Origin of the sequence: Microcoleus sp. B5-D4, assembly GCF_036705145.1 — a bacterium.
Taxonomy (GTDB): domain Bacteria; phylum Cyanobacteriota; class Cyanobacteriia; order Cyanobacteriales; family Microcoleaceae; genus Microcoleus.
The window spans coordinates 1-5,641 of sequence record NZ_JAUBTV010000160.1 but is presented as its reverse complement, the minus strand read 5'-3'; the positions used below and the strand labels follow the sequence as shown (position 1 = coordinate 5,641).

General features: G+C 49.4%; 10 protein-coding genes. 4 read left to right on the top strand and 6 right to left on the bottom strand.

Translation table 11 applies throughout. The features are described 5' to 3' along the window. Positions 1 to 65 precede the first annotated feature (65 nt). From QUB10_RS33625 to QUB10_RS34370, 6 genes are all read right to left on the bottom strand, one after another. Positions 66 to 569, bottom strand: coding sequence for a hypothetical protein (locus QUB10_RS33625; protein ID WP_333207450.1), 504 nt, complete (start codon positions 567 to 569; stop codon positions 66 to 68). Further along, a complete protein-coding gene (locus QUB10_RS33620) occupies positions 562 to 792 on the bottom strand; it encodes a hypothetical protein (protein ID WP_333207449.1) in 231 nt (76 codons plus the stop codon). The genes QUB10_RS33625 and QUB10_RS33620 overlap by 8 nt, the downstream gene beginning before the upstream one ends. Before the next feature lie 187 nt (positions 793 to 979). Continuing rightward, entirely contained in the window at positions 980 to 1,474 is a 495-nt protein-coding gene (locus QUB10_RS33615; RefSeq protein WP_333207447.1) for a hypothetical protein, read from the bottom strand. A gap of 61 nt (positions 1,475 to 1,535) precedes the next feature. Next, positions 1,536 to 1,814: an HU family DNA-binding protein gene (locus QUB10_RS33610; protein ID WP_333207446.1), complete on the bottom strand. Its 279-nt coding sequence runs from the start codon at positions 1,812 to 1,814 to the stop codon at positions 1,536 to 1,538. Between the two features lie 83 nt (positions 1,815 to 1,897). After that, positions 1,898 to 2,068, bottom strand: coding sequence for a hypothetical protein (locus QUB10_RS34375; RefSeq protein WP_445300820.1), 171 nt, complete (start codon positions 2,066 to 2,068; stop codon positions 1,898 to 1,900). Beyond that, the gene (locus QUB10_RS34370; RefSeq protein WP_445300819.1) at positions 2,065 to 2,259 is read right to left on the bottom strand and encodes a plasmid mobilization protein; all 195 of its coding nucleotides are present in this window, start codon (positions 2,257 to 2,259) and stop codon (positions 2,065 to 2,067) included. Before QUB10_RS34370 ends, QUB10_RS34375 begins: the two co-directional genes overlap by 4 nt. A 160-nt stretch (positions 2,260 to 2,419) precedes the next feature. Between QUB10_RS34370 and QUB10_RS33600 the strand changes: the two genes are divergently transcribed. From QUB10_RS33600 to QUB10_RS33585, 4 genes are all read left to right on the top strand, one after another. Continuing rightward, positions 2,420 to 3,826: a hypothetical protein gene (locus tag QUB10_RS33600; RefSeq protein WP_333207444.1), complete on the top strand. Its 1,407-nt coding sequence runs from the start codon at positions 2,420 to 2,422 to the stop codon at positions 3,824 to 3,826. A gap of 115 nt (positions 3,827 to 3,941) precedes the next feature. Beyond that, positions 3,942 to 4,343 (top strand): hypothetical protein, encoded by a 402-nt coding sequence (locus tag QUB10_RS33595; protein ID WP_333207443.1) that lies wholly within the window; start codon positions 3,942 to 3,944, stop codon positions 4,341 to 4,343. 4 nt (positions 4,344 to 4,347) lie between these two features. Continuing rightward, positions 4,348 to 5,163, top strand: coding sequence for a hypothetical protein (locus tag QUB10_RS33590; protein ID WP_333207442.1), 816 nt, complete (start codon positions 4,348 to 4,350; stop codon positions 5,161 to 5,163). A 9-nt stretch (positions 5,164 to 5,172) separates the two neighbouring features. After that, on the top strand, positions 5,173 to 5,641 hold a 469-nt coding region (locus QUB10_RS33585), incomplete at its 3' end, for a hypothetical protein (protein ID WP_333207440.1).

Genomic DNA, 5,641 nt, shown 5'->3' with positions numbered 1-5,641 from the left:
AACCTCTTTAAATATACTTAATATTCTTATTATATCATATTAGTTATTTATGTAATTAATTTTGTTTAACTACTTATTGCTTTTGATACAGAATCATCCTCAGCAACCTCGACTGTGTATTCTGTATCAGCAACCTCGACTGTGTATTCTGTATCAGCAACCTCGACTGTGTATTCTGTATCAGCAACCTCGACTGTGTATTCTGTATCAGCAACCTCGACTGTGTATTCTGTATCAGCAACCTCGACTGTGTATTCTGTATCAGCAATGGTTGGGGCTGGTGATACAGAATCAATTGCAGGGGGTGTCGGCGTATCTTCTGTGACGGGCGGCGCGGGTGCAAGCTTAACTTCGTCGGGATACAGGAAATCCCACTCGTTTGTATGTGGATTCCAAAATTGCAGCGAGCCGTCAATCGAGTGCACTTTGTTGACCTTGTAAACTTCGCCGCGCTTCACCCATGCAGCGATCGCCGGCTTCCTTCGCAGTTGCACCCAGTCGCCGGCTTTATAAAGGCTTCCTATTTCGGCGGTCGCGGTGTCAAAAAGTGAAAGTTGAGCGCTAACCATTGAGCTTAAATCCTTTCCGCTCGACTGTTTCGCCTTCGCTCAATGTCTCATCTAGAATGAATGCGACTCGCTCCAGATGTAAGAGCGCATACCCCACGGCATACTGAGCCTCAAAAAATGCCGCGCGGGTTTCCTTGTCATCGGTGTCGCGCAATCTGTCCAAAATTCCCGATCGCACTGTGTAAAGCGACATCATCAACGGTCTAACTGTGTCGGGTTCCATAAATCCTCTCTATTGGTTGTAGCCGATCGCTGCCAGCGGCGGAAGTTCCACGGTAGCAGGTGGCAAGTCCTGTAGGGCATTAACTTCTTCGGTGTATTTCTTCAGGTCGGGGGGTGTTTTCATTGTGTCTACTGTTTGTCTACAAATTGTCTACAGCCGATCGTCGTGAAGTGCGATCGGCCGCTTCCTACATATCAAGTTCAAACCCTCCTCTCTCTAACTGCCGCTGAAGTTGGTACATCATCGCAGCACCGGCGGCCAAAGTTTTAGGGTTGATATCTTCATCACCCGCCACAACTTCCGCCCTTTTGTAACCTGTGCAGCGGCAACCGCGGTTTTGCAAAAATCTCTCGCAGGGTTCCTCGCACTGTTGCCAAGGTTCTTCCTCGGTTCCTTCCGGCACTAGGATGTCGGCTTCTGGGTTCCAGCCAAGTTCTAACACTTTGTAAGTTTCGGAAGTTTCGCTAAACAGGTTTTGCAGTTGGCGAGCGGTATGGATTGCAATCTTGGTAACTCCATCATCGACAAGGTGGGGATGCCGACACGCTAATTGAATATGGCTGATGATGGCAATGGCTGCCAGCGGCGGAAGCTCCACAGTTGCAGGGGGCAAGTCCTGCATCGCGATCATTTCTTCAGTGTATTTCTTCAGGTCGGGGGGTGTTTTCATTGTGTCTACCATTTGTCTACAAATTGTTTACAGCCGATCGCACTTCACGACGATCGGCAATTGTCTACATTGTCTACAGTCTGTTTACAGCGTCTCGAAACTGCTTGCCTGCTGAAAATGCAGGAACTGTAGTTGCTGGAATCTCCATCTTCTCCCCAGTTTTGGGGTTGCGGCCCTCACGTGCTTTACGGTCACGGGCTTCAAATGAGCCGAAACCTACCAGCGTCACTTTCTCCCCGTCGGCGACTGCCTGAGTGATGGCATCAATTAAGGCATTTAACACTTCATTGACTACCTTCTGGGTTGCCTGTGCTTTGGTGGCGGCTACTTCCACCAGTTCTCCTTTGTTCATAAGTGCGATCGCCTCAATGACTAATATCTAATGACTAATATCTAACGCAAAAACCAGCACGAGACGCTGCGCTGGTTTTGGGACTAGGGGACTGTCTCTCCTAGGAGTGCAAGAATCTCCTGCTCTAGTTGATTCATTTGGTCGGTGATGTTGTTGTGATGCTCTTCTGCCGCCTTCAATCTATTTTTAAGTCTTTCTTCGTGAGCTTCAACGTAAGCCAGGTGAGAACGCTGCAGTACCCTCAACTGGCTCAAGATTTTCCCAAGATTTGCTTTTCCTCCGTCGATAGAGTCTTCCGAGCCTCTATGTAACCACGTGCTATCGCCTTCAGAAACTCCGTCCGAGACTTCATCCCCAATGCTCTCGCTTTGCTCTTGAGCGCCTCCCAGTCCTCCTCGTCGAGGCGGACTGTTGCGTTTATCGTCTTCTTTTCCTGACTTTGCATAGTTTTTAGCCATATAAGACCTTCCCCACTAATTGTACGTGCTAGTCTTGACAGTTATTTTAGCACGTGTAATGATGCTATCATGATTGCACGTACAAATGTACCAGTGCATACCCCAAACGTTGACGGGTGAGTAACTCTCACCCTTTCCCCAAAACCTATGTACACCCTGGAACAGCTACAACAGAAAAATCTCAAGGAATTGAAGGAAATCGGCTTCGAGCTCAACATCCTCCCCGACGGCGACAGACGGTGCCGCCAAAACTGGATTGATGCCCTAGTCGGTGTGCAGCCCCCGCTGCTGCAATTGCTGGAAACTTCCCCGGCAGCGGAAGTTGAACTGGTTGCTGAGGCGATCGAAGTTCAGCGCCAGGAGCCGATCGAAACTCCCCCCGGTGTCGAACCGGTTGAGGATGCGATCGAAATTCAAGCCCAGGAGCCATTGCTCGAATCTTCCCCGTCAGCGCTTGTGTGTCCGTTTTGTAACGCAGCTCACGCTTTGTACAGCACGAAAGACTATTTAGATAGACCGGAGATTCGCTGTTTGCACTGCGATTACAGCAGGTTCAAAAACTACCCCGGCGCAATTCAACTTGAAGTCCAGGAGCCGCCGATCGAGTCCAAATTTGGCCGCATCGTTTACCGCATCGTTTACCCGAAACCGGCCGTTAAGCCGATCGCACAAAATGCAGAAACTAGACCCCAGCTCGACAGAACAGAAAGTGCTGATGTACATAACTGGCGCTCTCATCCCGCCGAATCAGTTCGAGATAACGATGGCGCTAAAACTGAAGCATTGGGAAGTGAAGAAGGCGATCGAGTATTGGCGGTGGCAGGGAATAGTGAAGCAATTCGAGGGGGAGTTTTACCCCATCAGCCAATTGAACTAGCCGCCACTTACAACGATGAACAGCCCCCCAACCGTGGGGATGGCAAGGGACGGATTGAGCCAAAAGTGATCCAAAGTGCGATCGTACCAGCGGCCAAAAATCACCTCGATATTGAAAAAGTTGATCCAAATCCGATCTTGACAGGGGTTACTTTTTCCGAGAGGTTTCTCGCTCGCTATTCCCCACCACAGCCTGAATCTATTCGGTTTCATGCTGATTCTGAAGGCCAGCTAAACTTGCTCGATTTTGAAGTCCCAGTGGTAAACGAACCGCCAGACCCGGATGATTTTGAATCCCTCGATGCGTTCCGGGAAGCGATCGCACTTTGGGACGCCGAACACCCTGAACCGCTGGAAGTTTCCCTTGACTCAATGTGCGAGTGGGCCCCGTGTCCTGATGAATGGTACGAGCCGGAACCGTCCGAAGTGCTGGAACATTCACCGACCGCCGAAAGTTCCAGCACTTGCAACTTTTCTATCCCCACATTTGACGCTTGGGGCGATCGCGCCGACGAACCGCCCGACACAGGGAATTTTGCCCGGTTGCCGGGGCCCAAGCCCCCCAGTTTTCCACCGATGAATGTTGTTGAGGGCGATCGGGCAAACAGCATTAAAAAGTTTGCCCGCAGCGCAACACTTTTGAGCGGGCGCGCCCCTCCGGGAGGTGATGCGATGTAGCATATTTGCTTGCGTAAAGCCTTCCATCACCCTTCTGAATCTGAACAGCGCGATCGTCTTGATGAGACGTTAGGGCGATCGCTTCCTCGAACCATCATTAAACAGGTAAAAATCAATGACTTTTCTGAAGATTTCCATTCCCGTCTACAAAAAAGACAAATGGGACAACTTGGAAAAAGACGGCAGGATCGAAGTTAGCAGCGATGTAGATAATCTTTCAGAGGGTTATCAATCTTTGAAGATCGAAATTGACAAGCTTCTCTCAGAAGTACAGGCAGAGAACCGTTTAGCGCAAGAGGCACACGCATTAGAAAATGAAATAGAGACAAAAGGTTGGAAGCTCAAAGCACTTATCAAAGACATCGAGCAAGCTACAGAACATTATGAAAGTCTGAAATTCTTTTTGCAAAATCTGGGCGTCGATCCAGTTTCGTCTAGGCTGACATTTGACAAGCGACTTTTGTTGCAGCAGGTGTCTGTTTCAGAGGTTAAAGTTCTCAGCGATTCCGACTTTTAAAACAATGCAACTCACTCTAAATTCTGACTTTACAAACGAGTGGGGAGGCTTCCCAGGAGCGGAATATCAGCCGCTCCTGGACTTTGAAGAAGAAACTCTCAACGCCGTCCCCTACAACGATTTAGCCGATTTAACCCGCGAAATTAAACTCTCATTCGTCGATTACGTAAGGCAGGGCGTAATGCTCGCTGCCATCCGCCGCAATCGCTTGTATAAACGGCAATTTAAAGACTTCGCTGAATACTGCAAGCTCGCCCTCGGACGCTCGCCGATTTACTGCAAGCGGATTATTGAAGCGGCGCAAACCACGATCGAACTGATAAAAGCTGGTTTTGAAATCCTGCCTACCTCAGTGTCTCAAGCGCTGCCACTGGTTAAATTCACCAAACCCGACGACGCGGGCAACCGCGAGCTAGAGACAAAATGGCAAGCTGTTCTCGACAGTCAACCGCCCGACCGGATAACAGCGGCGGCAATTGCCGAAGCGATCGACGACAAAGAGCCGGAGGAACGACCCAAGCAAGTAAAAATAGGCGGCAAAGCTTTTGAGATGCTGCAAAAAAAAGCACTTGCGGTCGGTTTGTCAATCTCGAAATATCTAGAGATGCTCATCAGCGGCGACGATTTCCCCAGTGAGGAACCGCCAGACGGCGAGCCAGAAACGGAACTAACGCCGGAAAAAGTCGAGGTTTGCGATCGGGCTGAAGCCTTCGCCAAATCGAAACTAGCAGCAGGTTTTTGCAAAAAAAAGCTCTCAACAAGCCCTCAACAAACTATCGCAGCACCAATTAGATCGGGCTGCACGTCCGATTCATCCTAGGAAATTATCATGCACAATACTTTCACTTACAAGCACGCCGACTTGCCCGCAGTTCGACCAGAAATCAAAGCCGAAATCATAGCTTTAGGTATTCATGCGGACGATTTAATTCTCAAAAGCCAGGGCAACTACAGGGAATTAGAGGAATTAGCAGAAACGCTAGACAACTGTCTAGACACCTGCGAACTGAATCTCAACTCGATCCGAATAGTTGCCGATAGCAACAGCCCGCTGCCATCTATGAGGGATTTACCGATGGAAGAGAAACAAATCATTTTCTCTACCGCCCTTACGTCTTCCATCGCGATCGAAGCTTTAGCTTCAGTTTTTGGCAAAAGCCCCCAGCAGATAGCTAGCGAACTTGCGGAAAAAGCCCAAGAATTTAGCGCCACCGTCACGGCCGGGAAGATTAACGCAGCAATTGAAGAGTTGCTGCAAGTCTGGCGCAAAGAACCAAGTCAGGCGGTTTACAAAATCG